Origin of the sequence: Curtobacterium flaccumfaciens (assembly GCF_013359815.1) — a bacterium.
GTDB classification, from domain to species: domain Bacteria; phylum Actinomycetota; class Actinomycetes; order Actinomycetales; family Microbacteriaceae; genus Curtobacterium; species Curtobacterium flaccumfaciens.
In genome coordinates, this window is sequence record NZ_JABMCF010000030.1 from 62527 (window position 1) to 86095 (window position 23569).

The following is a 23569-nucleotide window of genomic DNA, read 5'->3' on the forward strand; positions in this document are numbered from 1 at the left end:
TGCCAGCCGGCAACGGGCCTTCCGTCGTTCAGGTGGTGACGACTACGCCAGCGTGGCCGCGTCGATCACGAAGCGGTAGCGGACGTCCGAGGACAGCACGCGCTCGTAGGCCTCGTTGATCTGGTCGGCGCTGATGAGCTCGGTCTCCGGGAGGATCCCGTGCTCGGCGCAGAAGTCGAGCATCTCCTGGGTCTCCTGGATGCCGCCGATGGCGGAACCCGCCCAGCTGAGCCGACGCGGGATGAGCGCGAAGGCCGGCACCTCGAGCGGCTCGGACGGAGCGCCCACGTTGACGAGCGTGCCGTCGACCTTGAGCAGGCCGAGGTAGGAACCCATCGGGATCTTCGCCGAGACGGTGTTGATGATCAGCTCGAAGGAGTTCGCGAGCTTCTCGAACGTCTCCGGGTCCTTCGTCGCGTAGTGGGCCTTCGCGCCGTAGCGGAGCGAGTCCTCCTGCTTCGAGGTGGTCTGCGACAGGACGGTGACCTCGGCGCCGAGCGCGACGGCGATCTTGACGGCCATGTGGCCGAGCCCGCCCATGCCGACGACGGCGACCTTGGTGCCGGGGCCGGCGTTCCAGTGGTGCAGCGGCGAGTAGGTGGTGATGCCGGCGCAGAGCAGCGGCGCGACCTTCTCGATGTCGAGCGACTCGGGGACACGGAGGACGAAGTCCTCGTTCACCACGACGGCCTGCGAGTAGCCGCCCTGGGTGATCGAGCCGTCGGCCGGGTCGACGCTGGCGTAGGTGCCGATGTTGCCCTTGAGGCAGTACTGCTCCTGGCCGGCGACGCAGTTCTCGCACTCGCCGCACGAGTTGACCATGCAGCCGACGCCGACGCGGTCGCCGACCTTGTGCTTGGTGACGTTCGCGCCGACCTCGGTGACGTGGCCGACGATCTCGTGGCCGACGACCTGCGGGTACTGGATGGGGCCCCACTCACCGCGGACGGTGTGGATGTCCGAGTGGCAGATGCCGGCGTAGGCGATGTCGATCGCGACGTCGTCCGGGCCGACGTCCCGACGGGTGATGGTGGTCTTGACGAGCGGCTCGGTCGCTGACGGTGCCGCGTACGCGTTGACGGTGCGCAATGATCTCCTCGTGGGGGTGGTGCGTTGCGGGCCGGTTCCGGCCCGGAACCAGTGTGCGCGCAGCCGCGGCCGGGTGGGAGGTACAACCAGGACACCCCTGTGTCCGCGGACGGGCGCGTCGCGGCGGCTGCCCGGCGCGGCGGGGCGGCTGCGGTGCTCGCGTCGTTCTGCTCGCTCAGGCGAGCCGGGCCAACCGCTGCCCCGCGATCGTGGCGAAGCGCAGCGGGTCGGCGAGGGCGTCGTCGGGCTCGCCGGTGGTCTGCGTCGCGAGCACGGTGAGCGACGCGGCGGCCGCGTAGTCGTGGAGCGGGGCCTCGATCGCGCCGGCGACGAGCATCGAGCGGGCTCCGGGAGCGTGCGCCGCGGTCAGGTCGCGGACCACCGAGGGCACCTTGCCGACGGCGCTCTGGCCGTCGAAGCACCCTTCGCCGCTGATCACCACATCGGCGCCGTCGAGCAGCGCCGGCAGCCCGAGGACCTCGGCGACGGCCGCGGCCCCACCGGCGAGCGTGGCGCCCCACACCAGCAGGCCGAACCCGACACCGCCGGCGGCTCCGGACCCCGGGGTGTCCGGGTCGACGTCGGGGAAGCGCGCGGCCCAGGTGGCGAGCCGCTCGTCGAAGTACGCCACACGGTCGGGCGTGATGCCCTTCTGCGGGCCGAAGACGGCTGCGGCACCGGTCGGACCGAGCAGCGGGGAGGCCACGTCGGTGAGCACGGTGACGCCGAGCGGGGGGAGCGCCCGGAGGTCGCCGGTGCCGGCTCCGTCGCTGTCGAGTCCGAGCGCCTCGAGCACCGGACGCCCGCCGTCGGTGGACGCGCTGCCCCCGATGCCGAGCACGAGCCCCGTGGCACCGGCGTCGAGCGCAGCGGCGATCGCCTCGCCGAACCCGCGGCTCGTCGCCGTGTCCGGCATCGGTGCGTCGAGCAGGGGGAGGCCGCTCGTCGCCGCGAGCTCCACCACCCCACGGCCGTCGGGCAGCCGCAGCCAGTGGGTGTCGACCGGCGTGCCGGCCGGCCCGGTCACGGTGACGGGGACCCGGACGGCTCCGGGGACCGCGGTCTCGAAGGCGTCGAGCGTGCCCTCGCCGCCGTCGGCCATCGGGGCGAGCACCACGTCGTCGTCGGGGCGTTCGGTCAGCCAGCCGGCACGAACGGCCGCAGCGATCGACGCCGCCGTCGCGGTGCCCTTGAACGAGTCCGGAGCCACGATGATGCGCACGGCTCCCACCGTAGCGGCCGGTCGCCAGACGACGGCGTGCGCAGAAGACGACGGCGTGTGCGCGGGTGTGAGACGCCGGTGTGTGCGCAGGACGCCGCGTCGTCCGCGAGACGCCTCCGGATTCGGCGGCGTCTCGACGACATGACGGCGTCGAACGAACAATGCCGGCGTCTGGCGAACGACCGCGCGCTGGCGTCAGGACGCGGGCGCCGGGTCCGGCAGGGCGAAACGCGGGTGCGGCACCCCGCCCGTCGCGAGGTCCGCGAGCATCTCGCCGAGCAGCGGCGCGAACTTGAAGCCGTGCCCGGAGAACCCCGTCGCCACGGTCAGCGGCCCGACCCGGTCGATGACGAAGTCTTCGTCGGGAGAGTTGTCGTACAGGCAGCTGATGAACTCAGGCTTCGTCGCGTCGACCCCCGGCACGTACCGCGCGACGTACGCCTGCAGTCGCTCGGCCTCGGCCGGTACGGGCACGAAGTCCCGGTGGTCCGGGTCGACGACGGGGCCGGTGCCGTGGAACCCGACCTTGACGCCCTCGCCCGGCGTCAGCAGCCCGTACACGTCGTCGCCGTCGGCCCAGTGCACGAAGCTCGGCCAGGCCGCGTCCGGCAGGTGGCTGGGGAAGTGGGCTGGCTGCTCCTGGGTCACGCGGATGGCCGGGAGGCCCGCCCCGCGTCCGGCGAGCAACCCGCCGACCAGCGTGGGGGCCCACGAGCCCACGGCGGCCACCACGGACGCGGTACGGACGGCGCTGCCGTCGGACAGCGTCACGGTGACGGCGTCACCGTGGTCCTCGAGCCCGGTGACCCGGGTGTCGAACCGCAGGTCGGCGAGACCGGTCCCTTCGGCCAGCGTGAGGAACACCTCGATCGTCCGGTCGGAGCGGATGCGTCCGGCGGAGGGATGGGTCAGCACGTTCCCCTCGAACGCGATGCCGGGCCAACGTGCCGCCGCCTGCTCCGGTGTGAGCGACTCGTGGGGGATGTCCGCGTCGGCGAGGGCCGCGGCGATCGCGTCGACGACCTCGGGCCGGCCGTGGTCGACGGCACCCGTGCGGACGATGAGCTCTTCCCCGGCAGCGGCCTCGAGCGCTTCCCACAGCGCCAGTGCCCGCGTGGTCAGCGCGACGTACTCGGGGTCGGCGTAGCCCTGCCGGAAGATCCGGGTCGCACCGTGCGAGGAACCGAGGTGGTGGCCGCGAGCGTGCTGTTCCACGAGCAGGACGCGCTCGCCGCGGGCGGTGAGGGCGTACGCGGTCGCGGCGCCCACGACCCCGGCACCGATGACGACCACGGGTGCGGTGTGTTCGGGGGAACCGGAGGAGGAGGACATGCGGTGAGCGTACGTCCGACGGAGCGAGTGACGGGAATCGAACCCGCGCTACCAGCTTGGGAAGCTGGAGTTCTACCATTGAACTACACTCGCGCGCCCCGCAGAACGGGACTCGGCAAGCCTAGCGGATTCTCGCCTGGAAGCCAGCCGACCGCGCACCGTACGCCGTCTCGCGGGCGCGTGTCGCGCCTCCCGAGTCTCCGCTGTGAGGGTGGGCGCCTGACGGACAGGTGTCGCCCCCGTGTGTACCGTCCAGGGAGTTCCAGCCCCGAACCGAGGAGGACCCGGATGGTCAGGCATCCCCTCATCGACGACGTGGTCGGCTCGGCGATCGTGGTCGAGTCCGCCTCGCCCGTCGTGTGGCTGACCGATGCGCTCGCCTCGCTGCTCCGCCGGTCTGCGGACGCCGGACGGACGGTCGTGCTCCGCACCGGCCGGGCCGCGGCGATCACCCCGGCGCTCCGTCATGCGCTCGGCGCGTACGGTGCCGCGTGGGCGGTGTCCGACTTCGACGGCACGCTGCGTGACGGCCGGACCGGCGTCGCCGCCTCCGACATCGAGGACTTCGTGCACCGCGGCCCCGAACTCGTGGGCACCCCGTCGCCCGAGCACCCCGTCTCGGCCGACTCGGTACGACAGATCAGCATCGACCTGACCCTCCGCCACCACCCCGGCCGTGCGGTCGACATGGGCTCCGCGATCGAGGCGCTGTGCCACACCGTCGGCACCTGCCCGACCCGGTGGGGCACCGCCGAACCGCTCACCGTGCCGTGGGACCGCTGGGTCGTCACGCAGTACGCGAAGCACGAGGCACCCGGCATCTCGACCTCGTACGCCGTCGGCGAGGGGTTCTCCGCGACGATGACCGCGCACCTGGTCGGCGGGGTCGTCGTCGAGACGATGTCCGCCGTGCTCACCGTGCCCGAGGAGAACACCGACCCGGGCCTGGCGAACCGGATGTTCGACGCCGTGCAGCGGGTCGCCGACCAGGTCGTCCCCGTGTTCGGCGTGGTCATGCAGCGCCGCGGCGACGCGGACCACCTGGTCCGGGCCGTCTCGCACGGCGAGCCGTCGCCGCTCGCCGTCGTCGTGGGCCCCGAGGCCGCCGGCTTCCTGGACCGCGACGGCGTCTGGCCGCCACCGCGCACCACCACCGCGACCTTCGCAGCCGGCTCCGGCTCGGCCGCCCGTCCGGATGCCGACGCCGCTGACGACGGCGGCATGATCGTCCGCTTCGAGGACGGCTGGGAAGCGCTCGAGTCGTTCCTCGACCGCATCGACGAGGACCGCTTCCTGCAGCTGGTCGGCGGCGCACCGCTCGACCCCGCGCACGACGAGGGCACACTCGACGGCCACGTCCGCGACGACCGGATGGTGGGCGGTCAGGGTGCCGCGTGACGTCACCATCCTCTGCCGCCAGCCGGTCGAGACGCGCGAGGTGGCGGAGGCGCTCCTGCTGCACGACGAGACCTGGGGTGTCCGGGCGCTCGACGACGGCCCGATGATGCAGGTCTGCCGTGACGCCACCCACCCGGTGATCACCGTGCTCGGCGTGCGCCGCGTGGACTCCTTCGACGAGGTCGAGCGGATCCTGCCGGACGCCCCGACCCTGGCGACGCCGCTGTGGTGGGTCGACACCGTGACCCCCGCCGGCCCCGACGGGGAATCGGGGATCTCGGCCGCGCTCGAGGCCGCGATGGACCTCGACGCGGTCTGCATCGTCCACGGGGACTGACCGGAACCGCGCCCGCCGAGTGGCCGGAGCGGCGGGTCAGTCCCGCTTGCTCATCGCCGCCAGACGCTCGTTGTAGGCCTTGAGTTCGGCGTCGCCGTCCCGGTCGGCCTTGCGGTCGAGGCGCTTCGCGTCGCGCTTGTCCGAGCGCATCCAGTTCCGGACGACGAGCAGGGCCACGAACACCATCGGGAGCTCCGACGCACCCCAGGCGATGCCACCGCCGGTGTGCTGGTCGTCGAGCAGCGCGGCGTCGTTCGTCTGGCCCAGCGCGTGGAACCAGTCGATCGCGAACACCGACTGCGACGTCATGACCGCGACGCCGAAGAACGCGTGGAACGCCAGGGTGGCCAGCAGGGTGATGATGAGCATCGGGTACGGCGGGCGCTGGGGGCCCGGATCGACGCCGACGAAGACCCAGAAGAACAGGTAGCCGCTCAGGACGAAGTGGATGATCATCGCGACGTGCCACTCGTGCGACTGCATCGCGGCCTGGTACGCCGGCGTGAAGTAGAAGACCACGAGCGACCCGGCGAAGATGATCCCGGCGACGGCGGGCTTGCCGAGGAACTGCATCCAGCGGGAGTGCACGAAGAGCATGAGCCACTCGCGGGCGCCGCGTGAGCCGTCGTTCCGGACCGGCAGGGTGCGGAGCGCGAGCAGCACCGGGCCGCCGAGCACGAGCGGCAGCGGGACGAACATCATCAGCAGCATGTGCTGGAGCATGTGCGACGAGAAGTGGATCATGCCGTACACGGCGGGGCCGGCCGACGTGGTCCAGATGAACAGGGCGCAGCCGATCAGCCAGGCGATGGTGCGCCCGATGGGCCAGGCGTCGCCGCGCTTCCGGAGCTTGCGCACCGCCAGCAGGTACCAGACGGCCCCGACGACGGCCAGGCCGAGCCACACCCAGTCGATGTGCCACTGGGTCAGGTACGTCTGCGTGGTCTGTGCCGGCGGGAACGGGAACCCGATCAGGCCGGAGCGGGTGTCCTCGCCCGTCGCCGGGGTCTGCGGGATCGGCGGCTGCGAGCGGGACACGGCGACCGAGACACCGATGGCCACGGCCATGAACACGATCTCGGCCAGGGCGAACCGGGTGAACAGGCGGCGGTCGAGCGGCGCGCGGAGGAGCCCGGGTACGAGCTTCCGGCGCTGCACGATGCCCGCGACGCCGAGCAGCACGAGGATGAGCGCCTTGACGGTGATGAGCCAGCCGTACGTCGTCGTGAACAGGTCGAGTGGACCGGTCAGGCGCAGCGACGCGTTGACGATGCCGGAGAACGCCACGGCCCCGAACGACCAGCCGGCGAGCGTCGAGTACCGGGCGATCACACGTCCGGTCGCGCCCTTGGTGCGGGTGCGGAGCAGGACCACGGCGACCAGGCCACCGGCCCACACGCACACCCCGACCAGGTGGATCGCGAGCGAGTTCACCGCGTTCGCGTGCTCGAGCGACCCGGCCGCGTGGCCGGACAGGGCCAGGGGGAGCAGGGCGAACAGGCCGATCACGGTGGCGAACGCCAGGGTCGTCACCCGGGTGGCGAAAGCGGCGACCACCGTGGCGACCAGGATCGCGGCTGCCGACACCACGAGCGCCTGGCCGATCTCGACCTGGAACGCGAAGAGCATGAAGTTGCGGGCGAACACCGGGCTGGTGAGCGGGACACCGAGGGTGTTCGCGCCGGTCAGGACGATGCTCACCGCGGCGGCCAGGAACCAGACGGCGCCGGTCGCTGCAGCCCACCGGGTCGCACGGTGCTGCACGCTGGACAGGGCGCCGTGGTCCTTCTTCTGCGCGGGCAGCGCGAAGGCGGCGACGATGAGGAGCCCGATGGTCAGCGCTGCCATCGTGTCGTGCACGACGCGGGCGATCGGCAGGCCGTACTCGACGACCTCGCCGGCGGACACCAGCTGCTGGCTCGCGCTGAAGGCACCGGTGATCGTCAGCCCGAGGATCGAGCACGCGACGGCCAGCGGGATCGCGATGACGAGGACCGTCGCGACGGTGGACGAGCGCCCGGTGGTGGGGGCGGCGTCCGGCGCTGACCCCGTGGGCTGGGTTTCGGGTGACGTGACGGTCATGACCGTCCAATCGTAGGCGTGTCGGCTGGACGGCGGCCCCTCGGATGCGCGCTCAGACCCGCCGTTCCCAGATGCCCTCGCAGCCGACGCCGACGAACCCCACGGCCTCGTTCACGTCGAGCATGTGGCGGTTCTCCTCCGCGTTGAACGTGATGACCGAGGGGCGCCCCGGGAACCGCCGGTCGAGCTCCTGGATCCCGACGACCTTGAGCAGCCAGCCGAGCCGGTGGCCGCGGTGCTCGCGGAGCACCAGGGTGTCCCACTGCTGTGCCGGCCGTGCGGGGTCGTCCGGCACGGACAGCTGCGTGAAACCGGCCAGGGTGGTCGTCGGCACGTGCTCGACGGCCACGGTGAGCAGGATGCGCGGTGCCCGGGCGAGCTCGTCCTCGTGCTCCCGGAGTCGTTCGGCGGTCCAGACGTCCTCGGGCTCCTCCATGTCCCCTGCGGGCGCGTCGGTGCTCATCCGGGTCTCGAGCAGGGCGATGCCGTCGAGCCACTGCTCCGGCGTGCGACCGGTCCAGGCATGCACGCGGTACTCCGGCCCGGCGGCAGCAGACGCCCGCTCGTGCAGTCCGCGCACCACGGATGCGTCGGCGGGCAGCGGGAGCCGGCTGATCCGGTTCACCTGGCCGAAGTGCCAGCCGCGGGCGGTCAGGAACCGCACCCCGGCCTCGTCCTCCGGGACGGCGCCGAACCCCGTCGGGGCCTGCACGTACCCGGGCCCGGACGCGGGCCCGACCTGCCGCGAGACGGCGTACGTCTTCCACTGCGTGCGGCCGTCGGCGCGGGCCATCGACTCCAGGTGGTCGGCGAGCAGCGTCCCGACACCGCGGCGCTGGTGCTCGGGGGCGACGCCGACCGACAGCCAGCAGTTGGTGGTGCCGGGCTCCTGCTTCGTGTCGTACGAGCCCGCACCGACCACGGTGCCGCGGTCGTCTCGGGCGACGACGAGCCGGCTCGGGGCGCCCGGCTCGCGGCACAGCGGCAGGTACTCCTCCGGCGTCCAGGCCAACTCGTGCAGCCCGTGCACGGCGGCTTCGGCGCCGTCGGACACCGCGAGCCACTCGGCGAAGGTCGCGACGGTCGCCGGGTCGTCGTCCATGGTGGCGGGCACCGTGATCTCGTCGACGGTGTACGTGGTCATCACTGCTCCGAACGCCGCCCGCCCGGGTGGTGGGCAGCCTGGCAGCATACCGGCGCGACGCCCGCTGCCGCTAGGCTTCGTCCGTGCTGCTCTCCGACCGCGACATCACCGCCCAGCTCGCCGAAGGCCGGATCGGCCTCGACCCGTACGACGCCTCGCTCGTGCAGCCGTCGAGCATCGACGTCCGGCTCGACAAGTTCTTCCGGCTGTTCGACAACCACAAGTACCCGCACATCGATCCCGCTGTGGACCAGCCCGACCTGACCCGCCTGGTCGAGACCGACCCGGACGAGGCGTTCGTGCTGCACCCGGGCGAGTTCGTCCTGGGCTCCACGTTCGAGGTCGTGACGCTGCCCGACGACATCGCCGCTCGGCTCGAGGGCAAGAGCTCGCTCGGCCGCCTCGGCCTCCTGACCCACTCGACCGCGGGCTTCATCGACCCCGGGTTCTCCGGGCACGTGACGCTCGAGCTGTCGAACGTCGCGACGCTGCCGATCAAGCTGTGGCCGGGGATGAAGATCGGGCAGCTGTGCTTCTTCCAGCTGTCGAGCCCGGCCGAGAAGCCCTACGGTTCCGCCGAGTACCAGTCCCGCTACCAGGGTCAGCGTGGCCCGACGGCGTCCCGCTCGGCGCAGAACTTCCACCGGGCGGACGTCTCCGACCCGCGCTGAGCGTGCGCCGCTCCGGCGGCGGACGAAATGTTGGATGCTGTGTATCGTTGCAGCATGTCCGCTGTTCCCCCACGGTCCGCCCCGCCACTGTCGGCCGCGGTGCTCATCCGCGACGCCCGTGAACGCGCCGAACTGACCCAGGTCCAGCTCGCCCAGCGCGCCGGCGTCACGCAGAGCGTCATCAGCACCTACGAGAACGGTCGACGCGAACCGTCGCTCGCAGCCCTGCAGCGGATGCTCCGTGCGGCGGGCTTCACGACGACGATCGACCTGCAGCCGGTCGAGGAGCCGCCGCCGCTCCTCGAGCGCGTGGTCGCGGCCCGACAGGACCTCCTCGAGATCGTGCAGCGGTTCGGCGGGCGGAACCCCCGCATCTTCGGCAGCGTCGCCCGGGGTGAGGACGGTCCGGACAGCGACGTCGACCTGATGGTCGACGTCGATGCGGGGCTCGGCATCTTCGCGCTGATGCGCATCCAGGACGCCGCCGAACGGTTGCTCGGGGTCCGGGTCGACGTGGTCGACGCCGCGGGCATGCGCCCCGGGGTCGTCCGGACCGCGGTGCCGCTGTGAGTGGGCAGCCCGGCATCCGCCGTGCCGTGGCCGACCGCCTCGACGACGTCATCCGGGCGTGCGAGGCGATCCGGCGCTACATCGACGACGAGCGGCTGCCCGAGGACCTGGTGCACGACGCGGTCCGGATGCGCCTGGTCGAGATCGGTGAGGCGGTCCGGGTGCTCCCCGCCGGGGTCACCGCGAGCGAGCCCGGCATCCCGTGGTCGCGCGTGTCCGACCTGGGCGAGCGGCTGACCCGGCGGTACTTCGACACGACGCGTGCGCTGGTGTTCGGCACCGCCCGCACCGACGTCCCGCACCTCGCCGACGCCGCGCGCCGGTTGCGCGCTGCCCACCCCTGACGGACGCGGGCACGGACCGGGCGCGGCCACGTGCCCTGGGCGGACCACACGGCGGACTGGAGGCACGGATCACGACGTGCACCGAGCCTCCCGTCCGCCGTGTGGCCGGCCCCCGGACGACGCAGGACGGCCCCGTCTCGCCGAGGCGAGACGGGGCCGTCCGTGGTGCGGGGGAGATCAGCCCTTCTTGGCGAGCTCCTCGAGGGTGTCGTTGCCCTTGTAGGCCTCGACGGCGTTGTCCTTGGTGACCAGGACCGGCGTGAGCTCGATCGCGGGGACCGTCTTCTTGCCGTTGTAGTTGTTCGTCTTGTCCATCTTCGTGTCGGGCTTGTCGCCCTTCGACAGCGTGGAGACGAGGTCGACGGCCGCCTGGGCCTCCTTCGACGTGTCCTTGAAGATCGTCGAGTACTGCGTGCCCTTCATGATGAGCGGGATGGACGCGGTCTCCGAGTCCTGGCCCGTCACGACGGGGTTGTCCTTGCCGGCGGCCTTGGTCGCGGTGAGGATCGCACGGGCGAGGGTGTCGTTCGGCGACAGGACGCCGTCGAGCTCGGTGTCACCCGTGTAGTACTGCGAGAGCAGGTCGGTCATGCGCGACTGGGCCTTCTGCGCGAGCCAGCCCTGCGTGACGACCTTCTGGAACGTGGTCTGACCGGAGACGACCTTGATCGTGCCGTCGTCGATCTTCGGCTGCAGGACGTCCATCGCACCGTTGAAGAACACGGTCGCGTTGGCGTCGTCCGGCGAACCGGCGAAGAGCTCGACGTTGTACGGCTTGTCGCCCTTCTTCTCCTCGAGGCCCTTGAGCAGCGCCTCGGCCTGGAGCTGGCCGACCTTGAAGTTGTTGAACGCCACGTAGTAGTCGACGTTCTTCGTGTTCAGGATGTTGCGGTCCCAGGCGATGACGACGGCGCCACGGTCCTTGGCGGACTTGACCTGCGCGGTCAGCTGCGAACCGTCGGCGGCACCGATGATGACGGCCTTGGCGCCCTTGGTGATCATGCCGGAGATCTGCGACTGCTGGTCGGGGACCGGGTTGCCGGCGTTGGCGTACTGGATGTCGGCCTTGAAGCCGGCGTCCTCGATCGACTTCTTGAACGCAGCACCCGCGAGGACCCAGTTCTGCGAGGTCTTGGCCGGCAGGGCGACGCCGATGAGGTCGCCCTTCTTGATGCTGCTGGTGCTGCCGGCGTCGTCGGACGAGCCGCGTGCCGAGCAGCCGCTGAGGGCGAGGCCCGCGATGAGCGCCAGGCTGAGGCCGGCGACGATCTTCTTGCGCATGTGATTGCTTTCTCTTCGTTGAGGAGGTGTGGGGCCGAGGCCCCGGTGTGGGGAGTTGGGACTAGGGGAGGGTGATCTTGTCCGGCTGGTCCTCGATGGACCGCGGCTGCTGGGCGGCCACCGTGTTCTGCTCGGTGTCCTTCCGCTGGAACTGCCGCATCATGCCGCCGATCAGTGACGGGCGTCCCTGCGACTTCGAGTAGACGTCGAAGGCGACGGCGACGAGCAGGACGAGACCGCGGATGATCTGCACCTGGTTGGACTCGAGGCCCATCAGCTGCAGGCCGTTCGACAGCAGCGCCATCACGAGACCACCGATGATCGAGCCGGAGATCGTGCCGACACCACCGGCGACCGCTGCACCACCGACGAACACGGCGGCGATCGCGTCGAGCTCCCAGCCGGTGCCGTCCGCGGGGCCCGAGGCGCCGGAGTAGGCGACGAACACCATGCCGGCGATCGCGGCGAGGACCGACATGTTCATCATGACGAAGAAGTTGACCCGCCGCGCCGAGACGCCGGACAGGACGGCTGCGTTGGCGTTGCCACCGACGGCGTAGACCTGGCGACCGAAGATCGTGTTCTTCGTGACGAAGCCGTAGACGATGGTCAGGATGCCGAGGATGATCGCGACGATCGGGACCGAGGTGCCGACCGGACCGGCGCCGAACAGGTACGTGGCGACGAGCGTGACGGCGACCAGGATGCCGGTGCGGACGATCGAGACCCACAGCGGCGGGACCTCGGCCTGCATCTTCCGACGGCGGGCACGGCCACGGGCCTCGATGATGATGAGCGCGAGGATCGTGACGAGGCCGATGAGCAGCGTGCCGTTGCTGAAGCCGAAGTCGGGGCCGAAGTCACCGAGGAAGCCGGCGCCGATCGGGGTGAAGGCGTCCGGGACGGGGACCGACGTCGAGTTGCCGATGATCTGGTTCACGCCACGGAAGATGAGCTGACCGGCCAGCGTCACGATGAAGGCCGGGACCTTCACGAACGCGACCCAGAAGCCCTGCCACGCACCGATCAGGGCACCGCACGCGAGACCCAGGATGATGGCGGCCCACACCGGGAAGTCCCACACGGCCATGGACTGCGCCACGACGATGCCGACGACCGCTGCGACCGAACCCACCGACAGGTCGATGTGCCCCGCGATGATGACCATGACCATGCCGAGCGCCAGGATCAGGATGTAGGAGTACTGCAGGAACAGGTTGATGACGTTGGTCGGCTCGAGGATGAGCCCGTTCGTCGTGATCGAGAAGAAGATCAGCAGCACGATGAGGGCGATGATCATGCCGTACTGGCCGATGCTGTTGCCCTTGCCGAAGAGCAGTTTCAGGTTGTTCATGAGGCGGTGGCGCCCTTCCGCGCGGAGGTCATGCTGCGCATGAGCGATTCGGGATCGGCCTGGTCGGCCGGGAGGTCAGCGGTGATCTGGCCCTCGAAGATGGTGTAGATCCGGTCGGAGAGACCGAGGAGTTCGGGGAGCTCGGACGAGATGAGGATGATGCCCTTCCCCTCGGCCGCGAGCTGCTGGATGATCCCGTAGATCTCGAACTTGGCGCCCACGTCGATGCCGCGGGTGGGCTCGTCGAGGATCAGGATGTCCGGGTCGGTGAACATCCACTTGGACAGGACGACCTTCTGCTGGTTGCCACCGGACAGCTTGCCGACGTTGTCCTCGACGCTCGGCACCTTGGTGCGGAGCATCTTGCGGTACTTCTCGGCGACCGAGTACTCCTCGAGCGAGTCGACGACACCGGCCTTCGAGATCTTCCGCAGGTCGGCGGCGACCGTCGAGCGCTTCACGGTGTCGAGCAGGTTCAGGCCGAGCGCCTTGCGGTCCTCGGAGACGTAGCCGAGGCCGTTCTCGATCGCCTGCTGGACGTTCGTGACCTTGATCTCGCGGCCGTCCTTGATGATCTGGCCGTCGAGCCAGGTGCCGTACGAGCGACCGAACAGGCTCATCGCGAGCTCGGTGCGTCCGGCGCCCATCAGGCCGGCGAAGCCGACGATCTCACCGCGGCGGACGTGGAAGTTCGAGGCCTTGCAGACCAGACGCGACGAGTCGAGCGGGTGCTGCACGGTCCAGTTGCGGACCTCGAAGAAGGTCTCGCCGATCTTCGGGGTGCGGTCGGGGAAGCGCGACTCGAGCGAGCGGCCGACCATGCCACGGATGATGCGGTCCTCGTTGACGCCGTCCGCCTTGACGTTGAGCGTCTCGATGGCCTTGCCGTCGCGGATGATCGTGATCTCGTCGGCGATCTGCTCGATCTCGTTGAGCTTGTGGCTGATGATGATGCTCGCGATGCCCTTGGCCTTCAGCCCGACGATCAGGTCGAGCAGGTGCTGCGAGTCGTTCTCGTTGAGCGCGGCGGTCGGCTCGTCGAGGATCAGGAGCTTGACGTCCTTGTGCAGGGCCTTCGCGATCTCGACGAGCTGCTGCTTGCCGACACCGAGGTTCTTGATCTGCGTGTCCGGGTCGTCGGCCAGGCCGACGCGGGCGAGCAGGTCCTGCGCACGCAGCTGCGCGGCGGTCCAGTTGATGACGCCACCGCGGCCCGGCTCGTTGCCGAGGAACAGGTTCTCGGTGATCGAGAGCTCCGGGATGAGCGCCAGCTCCTGGTGGATGATGACGATGCCGGCCTGCTCGGACTGCTTGATGTTCGAGAAGCGGACTTCCTCGCCCTCGTAGACGATCTCGCCGCTGTAGGTGCCGTACGGGTAGACGCCCGACAGGACCTTCATCAGGGTCGACTTGCCGGCGCCGTTCTCGCCGCAGATCGCGTGGATCTCGCCGGCGCGGACGCTGAGGGAGACGTCGGCCAGCGCCTTCACACCAGGGAACTCCTTGGTGATCGAGCGCATCTCGAGGATCGTCTCGGGTGCGGTGATCGACCGGGTCTCGAGGCCGGTGTCGATCGGGGTTGACGCCACAGTGCATCTCCTTCTGCCGCTTCGGTGCGGCAGTGTGTTCGGGTGGTTCTGCTGCGGCAGCGAAAGCACAGGGGGCCTGTGTGGACTTCGTTGTCGCGTCCGGATCCGGCTCGGTGTGACGCTCATGTGAACGGTCACATCGGCTGGACGGAGGCAATTTACGCACAGCCTCGGTGCGGCTGTCAATTCGGATTGGTCGCGTTTTCGTAACGGCGTGCGTGATCCGGAGGGAACGTCCCCCGGGTTGGGGCCAGGGGGCTCGGGAGCGCGCGTTTCGTTGCGCGAATCCGCATGCGCGGACGGGAGGCCCGTGGCGGGCCCGCCACGGGCCTCCCGTCCGCTTCGTGGTCGCGCCCGGAGCCACGCTCGCCCTGTCGGAGCGGGCTTGGCTGGTGCTTCCGGGCGTCCCTGGTCGGAAGTTCGTGACAGGTACGCCCGTTCCTGGCAGGTACTCCGGGGCGGCCGGGTGGTTCCGGGCGTACCGGGTCGTTCCGGGCGTACCTGGTCGGAAGTTCGTGGCAGGTATGCCCGTTCCTGGCAGGTACTCCGGGGACGCCGGGCGGTTCCGGGCGTACCGAGTCGTTTCGGGCGTACCGGCTCGTTTCGGGCGTACCCAGTCGTTTCGGGCGTACCGGGTCGGAAGTTCGTGGCAGGTATGCCCGTTTGTGGCAGGTACTCCGGGGTGGCCGGGTGGTTCCGGGCGTACCGGGTCGTTTCGGGCGTACCGGGTGTCTCCGGGCGTCCCTGGGCAGAAGTTCGTGGTGGGTACTCCGGGGCGCCGGACCAGCCCGAGCTCCGTCAGCGCGTGCGGGGCGCGCTCGTGGAGGCGCGCACGACCAGCTGCGGGACGATGTCGATCGGGCGGAGCAGTTCACCCTCGCTCGGCAGCAGCAGGTCCACGCAGCGACGCCCGAGTTCGGCGAAATCGACCTGCACCGTGGTGAGCGGTGGCCAGAAGTGCTTCGCCTCGGGGATGTCGTCGTAGCCGACCACGGACAGGTCACCCGGGACGTCGAGCCCGTACGAGCGCGCTGCGTGCATGACGCCGAGCGCCATCTGGTCGTTCGAGCAGAAGATCGCGGTGCAGTCCCGCCACCGCAGCAGCTCGCGGCCGGCGTGGTAGCCGAAGTCGGCGGTCCAGTCGCCCAGGATCGGCGGCGCGACGGCCATGTCGCGGTCGGACATCTCGCGCAGGAACCCCTGCATCCGGGCATCGGCCTCGATCCAGTCCTGCGGTCCGGCGATGTGCCGCACGTACTCGTGACCCAGGTCGAGCAGGTGCGCGGTCGCGAGTCGCGCGCCCTCCATCTGGTCCACCCACAGGGCCGTCGGGTCCTCGCCGACGCTGGCGCGCATGGTGACGTAGGGGGTGCGGATGCCGAGCTCCGCGATCAGGTCGAAGACCCGCTGCTGGGGCGCGATGACGACGATGCCCTCGACGTCGAGGTCGAGCAGGTGCCCGAGTCCTTCCCGCACGGCGGCATCGGTCGCCTCAGCGATGTTCGCCGTCGTGACCGAGTAGCCACGGAGCATCGCGGCGTCCTCGATCGCCTGCAGTGCCACGGCCGGACCGTAGTGGGCGCGGCGGGCCGTCAGGACGCCGATCGTGTGGGTCCGGCTCGTGACCAGGGCGCGTGCGGCCCGGTTCGGCCGGTACTGCAGCTGCTCCATGGCCGCCAGGACCTTGTCGCGTGTCTCGGCCCGGATCGCGTCTGAGTTGTTCAGCACCCGCGAGACGGTCTGGTGCGAGACGCCCGCGATCCGTGCGACGTCACGGATGCTGGGCGAACGCGGTTGCTGTGTCCGCGATGACGCCATTGCTGCTCGTTTCCGCCCGGGTGTCGTGGCACATCGATGTGCACGTTCACATCCGGGCCAGATCATTATGCACGTCCGGCGGATCGACGCCACCTGTGCGCCGATCCGCCGTCCGCTCAGAGCCAGTTGCGCTTGCGGAAGATCGCCCAGAGCACGCCCATCAGCAGGAGCATGCCGAGGATCGCGACCGGGTAGCCGTAGTGCCAGTGCAGCTCGGGCATGTGGTCGAAGTTCATCCCGTAGACACCGGCGATCAGGCCGGGCGCGAACAGGATCGCCGCCCACGACGAGATCTTCTTGACCTCCTCGCCCTGGCGGTGTGCTGCCCGGGCGAGTTGCCGGCTCTCCTCGCCCTGGGCCAGGCTCGCGCTGGTCATCCGGCGCATCGCCTCGTTCTGCTCCTGCGACACCAGGGTGGCGTGCAGGGTCAGAGCGTTCTCGAGCAGGGCGCGGAACGAGTCGACCCGCTCGGTGACACGGAGCGCGTGGTCGTGCACGTTGCGGAGTCGGTGCTGCACGTCGTCGTCCACGCCGTACTTGTCCGCACCGCGGAGCAGCCCCGTGACCATCGCCGGCACCGGGGTGGTGGCCCGCTGGAACGCGAGGACCTCGCTGAGCAGCTGGTAGATGCGCTTCGAGACCCCCGGGTCGACCTGCCCGGCGAACAGCTGGTCCTCGATGGCGTCGATCTGCTCCTGCAGGACCTGGACGACGGGGCCGTAGCCGTCGACGACCTCGTCGAGCACGGCCGCGGTCACGGCCTCGGACCCCTTCGCCAGGAACTCCGGATCCGCCTCGACCTGTGCGCGCAGCACCGCCAGGTCGGGTCGGGCGGCGTGCCGGACACTCACGACGAAGTGGTCGCCGACGAACAGGTGCACCTCGCCGAACTCGACGGTGCCCTCGGACGGGTCGAACCACGCGGGCCGGAGCACCAGGAACAGGGTGTCTCCGTAGCGCTCGAGCTTGGCGCGCTGGTGTCCCTTGCGGGCGTCCTCGACGGCGTTCTCGTGCAGGTCGAACTCGGTGGCGACGGCCTCGAGCTCATGCGGGTCGGGCCGGAGCAGCCCGATCCACGTCAGGTCGCCACGAGCCGGGCGCGACAGGGTCGACGGAGACTCCACGCGGCGTCCCCGGACGTAGATCGCGTTGTCGATCAGTGCCATGTGCGTGCTCCTTCGGTGGGGAGCAGGCGGGCGCGATGGCGCCCCGGAGGCGATCCGGAGCGGGGCAGGGTCAGCGAGCGGGCGCGACGACCGACACGGGCGGCCGGCCCGATCGAGGATGGTCACCCGACATCGCGCCTCACCTGCCCTTCTCGTCTCGTCGTGGCGGCGCCCAGAGCGCTGCCGACGGTCGAGCGTACGCCTGCGGCGCGGGTCGGACAACCCGTCGCGGCAGGCGCAGGAGCGTCAGCGCGTGACGTGCAGCCCGGCGGTCTCGAGTTCGGCGAGCTGCCACCCGAGCCACGGGCTCCAGGCGAACGGCGCGCCGGCGACGGCCTGCCTGAGAGAGTCCTCGGACACCCATGCCCACTCGGCGACCTCGTCGTCCGCGGGCGCCGGGGTGTCGTCGGTCACGGCACGGAAGACAGGGCAGACCTCGTTCTCCACGATGCCCGAGGCGTCGACCGCGCGGTACCGGAACTCCGGCAGCACGACCTCGACGTCACGCACGGTGATGCCGAGCTCGCGGGAGGCCCGACGGCCGATGGCGTCCTCGAAGGACTCGTCCGGACCGGGATGGCCGCAGAAGGTGTTCGTCCACACCCCCGGCCAGGTCTTCTTCGACAGCGCTCGTCGGGTCACCAGGACGTCGCCGTCGGTGTTCCGGACGTGGCACGAGAAGGCCAGGTGCAGGGGCGTGTGGGCAGTGTGGACCGTGAACTTGTCCGCCGTGCCGATCGGGGTACGGTCGTCGGCCAGGAGCACCACGGATTCAGGGAAAGCGTTCATCTGAGTCGATAGGTTAGGCCAATGAGCGAGGAAGCGACCACCGTGCCGCACATCGACCTCGCGCTCGTCGACGACTGCCTCGAGCGCTTCTTCGCCGTGTCGTCGGCACGCGCCGAGCGCTACGGCCGACCGTCCGAAGAACTGTGGCGCGTGCTCCGCAAGGCGAGCATGGGCGGCAAGCGCTTCCGGCCCCGCATGGTCATGACCGCGTACGCCGGCATGGGCGGCACCGACGCGCACGCCGCAGCCAACGTCGCCGCGGCCTACGAACTCCTGCACACCGCACTCGTGGTGCACGACGACGTCATCGACCGCGACTGGTCGCGCCGCGGTCAGCCGAACGTCGCCGGGTCGTTCCGCGACAACGGGACGACGGGCGGCCTGCCGCTGCCGACGGCCGAACACCGGGGGATGAGTGCCGCGGTCATCGCCGGCGACCTGGCCCTCGCCGGTGCACCCCGCTTCATCGAGGCTGCGGGCGTCGACGGCACCCGCCGCGAGCGGCTGCTCGAACTGCTCGACGAGGCGGTGTTCGCCAGCGCCGCCGGCGAGATGACCGACGTCGACCTGGCACTCGGCGTGATGCCGACCGTGGACGAGGTCCTGGCGATGGAGCGGGCGAAGACGAGCGTGTACTCGTTCGAGGCCCCGCTGCAGTCCGGTGCCGTCCTGGCCGGAGCCGACGAGGAGATCGTCACCGCCCTCGGGGCCTTCGGTCGCGAGATCGGCATCGCGTACCAGATCGTCGACGATCTGCTCGGGGTCTTCGGCGACGAGACCATGACCGGCAAGACCGTGCTCGGCGACCTGCGCGAGGGCAAGCGCACCATGCTGATCGCGTATGCGGCGACCACCGACTGCTGGCCCGACCTCGAGCCGTACCTCGGCGACCCGGACCTGACCGAGGCCCGCGCGGACGAGGTCCGTGCGACCCTGGTGTCCTGCGGTGCGCGCGGCGCCGCGGAAGCACGTGTCGCCGACCACACCGCACTCGCCCGGGCCGAGCTCGCCCGGCTGCCGTACGACCTCGCCGACCGCCTGGAGGCCCTCGTGACCGAACTCGTGGAGCGCGCCCGGTGACCCACAGCACCGCCACGGCGACCGGGTCCCGTCCGGCTCGCCTCCAGCTCTACGACGCCACCGCCGAGGCCGCGTCGGGTGTCGTCATCGACCGGTACTCCACGTCGTTCGGCCTGGCGAGCCGCATGCTGGCCCGCGACACGCGCGAGCACATCCGGAACGTCTACGCGCTGGTCCGCGTCGCCGACGAGGTCGTCGACGGTCCCGCGACCGAGGCCGGGCTCGACCGCGAGCTCGCCCGCACGGTGCTCGACGAGCTCGAGGCCGACACGGAACGGGCCATCGCGCTCGGCTTCTCGGTGAACCCGGTCGTCCACGCCTTCGCCCGCACCGCCCGTGCCACCGGCTTCGGTGCCGAGCTCACCGCCCCGTTCTTCGCCTCGATGCGCATGGACCTCGACCGCACCGAGCACGACGACGCCTCGTTCGACGCGTACGTGTACGGCTCGGCCGAGGTCGTCGGCCTGATGTGCCTGCGTGCGTTCGTGTACCGGGCCGGTCGGCCGACGTTCGACCAGGCCGAACTCGTCGCCGGTGCACGTGCGCTCGGCGCCGCGTTCCAGAAGGTGAACTTCCTGCGCGACCTGCACGCGGACTTCGAGGTGCTCGGTCGCTCGTACTTCCCGGGCGTCGACATCCGGTCGTTCGACGAGGCCACGAAGGACCGCCTGGTCGCCGACGTGCAGGCCGACCTCGACCACGCAGCACGCACGATCCGGCTGCTGCCGGCCGACGCCCGCAACGCCGTCGGACTCGCGCACGCGCTGTTCCAGGAACTCAACGACCGACTCGCGCGCACACCGGCGAGCCGCCTCGTCACGACGCGCGTGCGCGTCCCCAATCCGGTGAAGGTGCGCCTCGCGGCGCAGGTCCTCGCCGGACGCGCACCGCTCCGGTCGCGCGTCACCACCCACCGGCCGGGAGGCTCCTCATGACCCCGCCCCGCGCCTCCCGACCGACGACGGTCGCCACCACCACCCGGCGCAAGGTGCCCGCACGCCGCGCCGTCGTCATCGGCGGCGGCATCAGCGGCCTGGCGGCCGCCGCGCTGCTCGCACGCGACGGCTTCTCGGTGACGGTGCTCGAGCAGCGCACGCAGCTCGGCGGCCGTGCCGGTTCGTGGGAGCAGGACGGGTTCCGGTTCGACACCGGGCCGTCGTGGTACCTCATGCCCGAGGTCTTCGACCACTTCTTCCAGCTGCTCGGGACGTCGGCCGAGGCCGAACTCGACCTGGTGAAGCTCGACCCCGGCTACCGCGTCTACAGCGAGGGCCACGACGAGCCGATCGACCTGCGCGCCGACGCCGAGGCCAACATCGCCTTGTTCGAGTCCATCGAGCCCGGTGCCGGCGAGCGGATGCGGAAGTACCTCGCGTCGGCCGAGGACACCTACACGATGGCCGTCCGCCGGTTCCTCTACACGAGCTTCCAGGACCTCACGAAGCTCGCCGCACCCGACGTCCTGCGTCGCCTGCCCAAGCTCGCGCGTCTGCTGCTCGAGCCGCTCTCCACCTTCGCCGAGACCGCGGTGCGCGACCGTCGCCTGTGGCAGATCCTCGGCTATCCGGCGGTGTTCCTCGGCACGAGCCCGTACGCGGCGCCGAGCATGTACCACCTGATGAGCCACCTCGACCTGGCCGACGGCGTCCTCTACCCGAAGGGCGGCATCACCGAGGTGATCTCCGCCGTCGAGCGGGTCGCCCGGGCCGAGGGCGCGAAGATCATCGCCGGTGCGAAGGTCGAACGGATCGTCGTCGAGGACGGCGTCGCCACCGGGGTCGTCCACCGCGACCGCGACGGCGTGCAGCACACGGCCCCCGCCGACCTCGTGGTCAGCGCTGCCGACATGCAGCACACCGAGATGCAGCTGCTCGAGCGTGAGCACCGCACCCACGGCGCGGACCACTGGAAGAAGCGCGACCCGGGCCCGAGCGCGGTGCTCGTGTACCTCGGCATCGACGGTCCGACGCCGGGCCTGCTGCACCACACCCTGATGTTCACCGCGGACTGGAAGGCGAACTTCGGCGCGATCTTCGGGGACGACCGCCACGTGCCGGACCCCGCCTCGATCTACGTCTGCGCCCCGTCCGAGACCGACCCGAGCGTCTCGCCGCCCGGCACCAGCAACCTGTTCATCCTGGTGCCCCTGCCCGCCGACCTGTCGATCGGCAAGGGCGGCATCGACGGTGCCGGTGACTACCAGGTCGAGCAGATCGCCGACCGTGCCATCGACGTGCTGGCCGAGCGCGCCGGGGTGCCGGACCTGCGCGACCGCATCCGGGTCCGTCGGACGATCGGGCCGCGCGACTTCGCCGACGACCTGAACGCCTGGAACGGCTCGATGCTCGGCCCGGCGCACACCCTGAAGCAGAGCGCGTTCTTCCGCGAGAAGAACGCGTCGAAGAAGGTCGAGGGGCTGTACTACGTCGGTGCCTCGACGATCCCGGGCATCGGTCTGCCGATGTGTCTGATCAGCGCCGAGGTCCTGCTCAAGCGCATCCACGGCGACCGGAGCACCGAGCCGCTGCCGACGCCCCTCGGGGCCCCGCAGGACCGGACCGAGACCGCCTGATGCCCGGGGTCTACCTCGCCGGCCTGGTGGTGTCCCTGGTCGGCATGACCGTGCTGGACGCCCGCTTCCGGCTGTTCTTCTGGCGGGCACCGTGGCGGGCGGCTGCCGTGATGGTCGTCGGTGTCGCGTTCTTCATGGTGTGGGACGTCGCCGGTGTCGCTGCCGGGATCTTCTTCATCGGGCCGCAGAACCTGCTCACCGGGGTGCTCCTGGCGCCCGAGGTCCCGCTCGAGGAGCTCTTCTTCCTGCTGCTGCTCTGCTACTCGACGATGGACCTGGTCGGCTTCGTCCGGCCCCTGGTGCAGCGGGCGACCGATCGGCGGCGGGCGTGAACGGCACCGGGGCGTACGCGCTCCTGGCCCTGCCGTTCTTCGGCGTCACGGCCGTCGTGGCCGTGGTCGCCGGCGTCGTCGCCGCCCGCCGGGCCCGTGCGGCGGGTCGACGGCCTGCGGTCGGGCGCCGGGTGGCGGTGCTCACGTCCGTGATCGCGGGCGTCGCGCTGCTGGTGATGACGATGGTGTTCGACAACGTCATCGTCACGTTGCGGATCGTCGCCTACGACCCCTCGCTCATCAGCGGTGCGAAGATCGGTGCGATCCCGGTCGAGGACCTCGCCTACGCGATGTCCGCCATCGTGCTGCTGCCCAGCCTGTGGGTCCTGTTCGACCGGACCGGCGGACACGACCGGACGGGCGCACGCGACCGGACCGGCGCGCGCCCCGCGCTCGGCCCGACCACAGCACCAGCAGAGGACATGAAGTGAACGCCAGCACCGCCTCCCGGCCGTCGACCCTCCGCGCCCTGTTCGTGTCGTCGCGCCCGATCAGCTGGGTGAACACCGCCTACCCGTTCGGCGCCGCGTACCTGCTCGGCAGCGGGGTCGGTGTCGAGGGCGGCGGCGGGTTCTCGCTCGTCGCGTTCCTGGTCGGCGTCGTGTACTTCCTGGTGCCCTACAACCTGGCGATGTACGGCATCAACGACGTCTTCGACTACGAGTCCGACCTGCGCAACCCGCGCAAGGGCGGCGTCGAGGGCGCCCTGCTCGACAAGAGCGTCCACCGCACCACGCTGTGGGCCGTCGTCGTCACGAACGTCCCCTTCCTCGTCGCGCTCGTGGTGCTCGGCGCGGTCAGCGGCAACGGGCCGTGGTCGTGGTTCGTCCTGGCGATCAGCGTGTTCGCGGTCATCGCGTACTCGGCACCGGGGCTGCGGTTCAAGGAGAAGCCGTTCCTCGACTCGCTCACGTCGAGCACGCACTTCGTCTCGCCGGCGATCTACGGCCTCGCCCTGGCGGGCCCGCACTGGACCGGTGAGCTCGTCGCCGTCTGCATCGCGTTCTTCCTGTGGGGCGTGGCCTCGCACGCGTTCGGTGCCGTGCAGGACGTCCTGGCCGACCGTGCCGGTGGCATCGGCTCCGTCGCGACCGTGATCGGCGCCCGGGCCACCGTCCGCCTGGCCTTCGTCGCCTACCTGGTCGCCGGCGTCGCGCTGCTGTTCTCGGCGTTCCCCGGGCCGATCGCCGCGATCGTCGTCATCCCGTACGCGCTCAACGTGCTGCCGTGGTGGAACATCACGGACCAGGGCGCCGAGGCCGCGAACGCCGGGTGGAAGCGCTTCCTCTGGATCAACTACCTGGCGGGCTTCATCGTCACGATGGCACTCATCGCGTACGCCTTCACGCACTGACAGACTGGACGCACGCACCGCGGCGTCCGTGGTGCGTCACCAGTC

At 70.6% G+C, this 23569-nt stretch carries 22 protein-coding genes and 1 tRNA gene; 11 read left to right on the forward strand and 12 right to left on the reverse strand.

Features of this window, described 5'->3' with window-relative positions; genetic code table 11:
• Positions 1 to 42 precede the first annotated feature (42 nt).
• The 4 genes from HP445_RS02545 to HP445_RS02560 all read right to left on the reverse strand — a co-directional run bounded on the left by HP445_RS02545 (position 43) and on the right by HP445_RS02560 (position 3736).
• A complete protein-coding gene (locus HP445_RS02545; RefSeq protein WP_128781466.1) occupies positions 43 to 1089 on the reverse strand; it encodes an NAD(P)-dependent alcohol dehydrogenase in 1047 nt (348 codons plus the stop codon).
• 175 nt (positions 1090 to 1264) lie between these two features.
• Positions 1265 to 2311, reverse strand: a complete 1047-nt coding sequence (locus HP445_RS02550; protein ID WP_128781467.1) for a glycerate kinase — start codon at positions 2309 to 2311, stop codon at positions 1265 to 1267.
• Between the two features lie 195 nt (positions 2312 to 2506).
• Complete coding sequence (locus HP445_RS02555) at positions 2507 to 3643, reverse strand: FAD-dependent oxidoreductase (RefSeq protein ID WP_128781468.1); 1137 nt, start codon at positions 3641 to 3643, stop codon at positions 2507 to 2509.
• Positions 3644 to 3665: 22 nt separating this feature from the next.
• Positions 3666 to 3736, reverse strand: a tRNA-Gly gene (locus tag HP445_RS02560).
• 195 nt (positions 3737 to 3931) lie between these two features.
• On the opposite strand from HP445_RS02560, the gene HP445_RS02565 reads away from it, so the two are divergent.
• Together HP445_RS02565 and HP445_RS02570 are read left to right on the forward strand one after the other, a co-directional pair.
• Positions 3932 to 5041: a DUF6177 family protein gene (locus tag HP445_RS02565; protein WP_071404923.1), complete on the forward strand. Its 1110-nt coding sequence runs from the start codon at positions 3932 to 3934 to the stop codon at positions 5039 to 5041.
• Positions 5031 to 5378 (forward strand): hypothetical protein, encoded by a 348-nt coding sequence (locus HP445_RS02570; RefSeq protein ID WP_027464937.1) that lies wholly within the window; start codon positions 5031 to 5033, stop codon positions 5376 to 5378. The genes HP445_RS02565 and HP445_RS02570 overlap by 11 nt, the downstream gene beginning before the upstream one ends.
• Before the next feature lie 36 nt (positions 5379 to 5414).
• Here HP445_RS02570 and HP445_RS02575 read toward each other — a convergent pair whose 3' ends face one another.
• Entirely contained in the window at positions 5415 to 7460 is a 2046-nt protein-coding gene (locus tag HP445_RS02575) for a bifunctional copper resistance protein CopD/cytochrome c oxidase assembly protein (RefSeq protein ID WP_128781469.1), read from the reverse strand.
• A 52-nt stretch (positions 7461 to 7512) separates the two neighbouring features.
• Positions 7513 to 8604 carry a GNAT family N-acetyltransferase gene (locus HP445_RS02580; protein WP_164941265.1) on the reverse strand — a complete coding sequence of 364 codons (1092 nt, stop codon included), beginning with the start codon at positions 8602 to 8604 and terminating at the stop codon, positions 7513 to 7515.
• 83 nt (positions 8605 to 8687) lie between these two features.
• Between HP445_RS02580 and dcd the strand changes: the two genes are divergently transcribed.
• The 3 genes from dcd to HP445_RS02595 are packed head-to-tail and all read left to right on the forward strand — an operon-like array spanning position 8688 to position 10189.
• Positions 8688 to 9275, forward strand: coding sequence for a dCTP deaminase (gene dcd, locus HP445_RS02585; protein WP_027464935.1), 588 nt, complete (start codon positions 8688 to 8690; stop codon positions 9273 to 9275).
• A 54-nt stretch (positions 9276 to 9329) separates the two neighbouring features.
• On the forward strand, positions 9330 to 9845 hold the full coding sequence (locus HP445_RS02590) for a helix-turn-helix domain-containing protein (protein WP_111029679.1): 516 nt from the start codon (positions 9330 to 9332) through the stop codon (positions 9843 to 9845).
• Complete coding sequence (locus HP445_RS02595) at positions 9842 to 10189, forward strand: HepT-like ribonuclease domain-containing protein (RefSeq protein WP_128781471.1); 348 nt, start codon at positions 9842 to 9844, stop codon at positions 10187 to 10189. The genes HP445_RS02590 and HP445_RS02595 overlap by 4 nt, the downstream gene beginning before the upstream one ends.
• Positions 10190 to 10366: 177 nt before the next feature.
• Here the strand turns inward: HP445_RS02595 and HP445_RS02600 are convergent, their stop codons facing one another.
• The 6 genes from HP445_RS02600 to idi form a co-directional block, all read right to left on the reverse strand.
• Positions 10367 to 11470: a substrate-binding domain-containing protein gene (locus tag HP445_RS02600; protein WP_071404928.1), complete on the reverse strand. Its 1104-nt coding sequence runs from the start codon at positions 11468 to 11470 to the stop codon at positions 10367 to 10369.
• Between the two features lie 61 nt (positions 11471 to 11531).
• Positions 11532 to 12824 carry a multiple monosaccharide ABC transporter permease gene (gene mmsB, locus HP445_RS02605; RefSeq protein ID WP_071404929.1) on the reverse strand — a complete coding sequence of 431 codons (1293 nt, stop codon included), beginning with the start codon at positions 12822 to 12824 and terminating at the stop codon, positions 11532 to 11534.
• Positions 12821 to 14344 (reverse strand): multiple monosaccharide ABC transporter ATP-binding protein, encoded by a 1524-nt coding sequence (gene mmsA, locus HP445_RS02610; RefSeq protein ID WP_128781638.1) that lies wholly within the window; start codon positions 14342 to 14344, stop codon positions 12821 to 12823. The genes mmsB and mmsA overlap by 4 nt, the downstream gene beginning before the upstream one ends.
• An 867-nt stretch (positions 14345 to 15211) precedes the next feature.
• Positions 15212 to 16231, reverse strand: a complete 1020-nt coding sequence (locus tag HP445_RS02615; protein WP_017886425.1) for a LacI family DNA-binding transcriptional regulator — start codon at positions 16229 to 16231, stop codon at positions 15212 to 15214.
• Positions 16232 to 16347: 116 nt separating this feature from the next.
• Positions 16348 to 17397, reverse strand: coding sequence for a magnesium and cobalt transport protein CorA (locus tag HP445_RS02620; protein WP_071404930.1), 1050 nt, complete (start codon positions 17395 to 17397; stop codon positions 16348 to 16350).
• 246 nt (positions 17398 to 17643) lie between these two features.
• A complete protein-coding gene (idi, locus tag HP445_RS02625; RefSeq protein WP_110864939.1) occupies positions 17644 to 18186 on the reverse strand; it encodes an isopentenyl-diphosphate Delta-isomerase in 543 nt (180 codons plus the stop codon).
• Positions 18187 to 18207: 21 nt separating this feature from the next.
• Here idi and HP445_RS02630 point away from each other — a divergent pair, with 21 nt between their 5' ends.
• Genes HP445_RS02630 through HP445_RS02655 form a run of 6 tightly spaced genes read left to right on the forward strand, consistent with a single transcriptional unit; the run spans position 18208 to position 23524 of the window.
• Complete coding sequence (locus HP445_RS02630) at positions 18208 to 19266, forward strand: polyprenyl synthetase family protein (protein WP_163343195.1); 1059 nt, start codon at positions 18208 to 18210, stop codon at positions 19264 to 19266.
• Positions 19263 to 20201 carry a phytoene/squalene synthase family protein gene (locus HP445_RS02635; protein ID WP_128781472.1) on the forward strand — a complete coding sequence of 313 codons (939 nt, stop codon included), beginning with the start codon at positions 19263 to 19265 and terminating at the stop codon, positions 20199 to 20201. Before HP445_RS02630 ends, HP445_RS02635 begins: the two co-directional genes overlap by 4 nt.
• A complete protein-coding gene (gene crtI, locus HP445_RS02640) occupies positions 20198 to 21838 on the forward strand; it encodes a phytoene desaturase family protein (RefSeq protein ID WP_128781473.1) in 1641 nt (546 codons plus the stop codon). Before HP445_RS02635 ends, crtI begins: the two co-directional genes overlap by 4 nt.
• Positions 21838 to 22170: a lycopene cyclase domain-containing protein gene (locus HP445_RS02645; protein ID WP_027464925.1), complete on the forward strand. Its 333-nt coding sequence runs from the start codon at positions 21838 to 21840 to the stop codon at positions 22168 to 22170. Before crtI ends, HP445_RS02645 begins: the two co-directional genes overlap by 1 nt.
• Entirely contained in the window at positions 22167 to 22601 is a 435-nt protein-coding gene (locus HP445_RS02650; protein WP_164941267.1) for a lycopene cyclase domain-containing protein, read from the forward strand. The genes HP445_RS02645 and HP445_RS02650 overlap by 4 nt, the downstream gene beginning before the upstream one ends.
• On the forward strand, positions 22598 to 23524 hold the full coding sequence (locus tag HP445_RS02655; protein ID WP_128781475.1) for a prenyltransferase: 927 nt from the start codon (positions 22598 to 22600) through the stop codon (positions 23522 to 23524). The genes HP445_RS02650 and HP445_RS02655 overlap by 4 nt, the downstream gene beginning before the upstream one ends.
• Positions 23525 to 23569 lie beyond the last annotated feature (45 nt).

Excerpts from the sequence above, each read along its gene's own strand:
- HP445_RS02600 (WP_071404928.1), bottom strand. The coding sequence starts at position 11,470 with ATGCGCAAGAAGATCGTCGCCGGCCTCAGCCTGGCGCTCATCGCGGGC.
- HP445_RS02580 (WP_164941265.1), bottom strand. The coding sequence starts at position 8,604 with ATGACCACGTACACCGTCGACGAGATCACGGTGCCCGCCACCATGGAC.
- HP445_RS02575 (WP_128781469.1), bottom strand. The coding sequence starts at position 7,460 with ATGACCGTCACGTCACCCGAAACCCAGCCCACGGGGTCAGCGCCGGAC.
- HP445_RS02565 (WP_071404923.1), top strand. The coding sequence starts at position 3,932 with ATGGTCAGGCATCCCCTCATCGACGACGTGGTCGGCTCGGCGATCGTG.
- mmsB (WP_071404929.1), bottom strand. The coding sequence starts at position 12,824 with ATGAACAACCTGAAACTGCTCTTCGGCAAGGGCAACAGCATCGGCCAG.
- HP445_RS02590 (WP_111029679.1), top strand. The coding sequence starts at position 9,330 with ATGTCCGCTGTTCCCCCACGGTCCGCCCCGCCACTGTCGGCCGCGGTG.
- HP445_RS02620 (WP_071404930.1), bottom strand. The coding sequence starts at position 17,397 with ATGGCACTGATCGACAACGCGATCTACGTCCGGGGACGCCGCGTGGAG.
- mmsA (WP_128781638.1), bottom strand. The coding sequence starts at position 14,344 with ATGCGCTCGATCACCAAGGAGTTCCCTGGTGTGAAGGCGCTGGCCGAC.
- crtI (WP_128781473.1), top strand. The coding sequence starts at position 20,198 with ATGACCCCGCCCCGCGCCTCCCGACCGACGACGGTCGCCACCACCACC.
- HP445_RS02555 (WP_128781468.1), bottom strand. The coding sequence starts at position 3,643 with ATGTCCTCCTCCTCCGGTTCCCCCGAACACACCGCACCCGTGGTCGTC.
- idi (WP_110864939.1), bottom strand. The coding sequence starts at position 18,186 with ATGAACGCTTTCCCTGAATCCGTGGTGCTCCTGGCCGACGACCGTACC.
- HP445_RS02645 (WP_027464925.1), top strand. The coding sequence starts at position 21,838 with ATGCCCGGGGTCTACCTCGCCGGCCTGGTGGTGTCCCTGGTCGGCATG.
- HP445_RS02615 (WP_017886425.1), bottom strand. The coding sequence starts at position 16,231 with ATGGCGTCATCGCGGACACAGCAACCGCGTTCGCCCAGCATCCGTGAC.
- HP445_RS02630 (WP_163343195.1), top strand. The coding sequence starts at position 18,208 with ATGAGCGAGGAAGCGACCACCGTGCCGCACATCGACCTCGCGCTCGTC.